General features: G+C 67.6%; 1 protein-coding gene. It reads left to right on the top strand.

What is annotated here, in order from left to right; all coding sequences use genetic code 11:
* Positions 1–77: 77 nt before the first annotated feature.
* A partial coding sequence (locus D5S19_RS03880; RefSeq protein ID WP_158605486.1) for an IS5 family transposase occupies positions 78–592 on the top strand: 515 nt, incomplete at its 3' end.

Genomic DNA, 592 nt, shown 5'->3' with positions numbered 1-592 from the left:
GAGTGGGTCGAGGCGGAGGTGTTCGCCCGGCTGCATCAGATGATGCTGGATTTGCTCGGTTCTGCCGGAGCGATTGACTGGTCACGAGCGTCGGTGGACGCGATGCAGGTCAGGGCGGTAAAAGGGGGGACCTGACCGGCCCCAGCCCGGTTGACCGGGGCAAGCCGGGCTCGAAGATCCATGCGATGAGCGACCGTGGTGGTATCCCGCTGTCGGTGGTCGTCTCCGCGGCCAACCGCAACGATCACCTGGAGTTCGAGGCGGTGGTCGATGCGGTCGCGCCGGTCGCCGGGCCGGTCGGACGGCCCCGGCGCCGGCCGCACAAGCTGCACGCGGACAAGGGCTACGACTACCCTGCCTGCCGAAAGATGCTGCGTCGGCGAGGCATTATTGCCCGGATCGCCCGCCGGGGTATCGAGTCGGCCAAGCGACTGGGGCGGTACCGCTACGTCATCGAACGGACCCTGGAGTGGGTTTCCCGGTTCCGGCGGCTGGCACGCCGCTACGAGCGCAAGGCCGCCCATTTCCTGGGTTTCACCCAGCTGGCCTGCGCAGTGATCTGCTACCGCCGAGCCGTCAAGCTGGATCTTGT

This window comes from Amycolatopsis panacis (assembly GCF_003600245.1).
Taxonomy (GTDB): Bacteria; Actinomycetota; Actinomycetes; order Mycobacteriales; family Pseudonocardiaceae; genus Amycolatopsis; species Amycolatopsis sulphurea.
The sequence above is the reverse complement of the archived record's forward strand: the minus strand, read 5'-3'. Positions and strand labels throughout refer to the sequence as shown.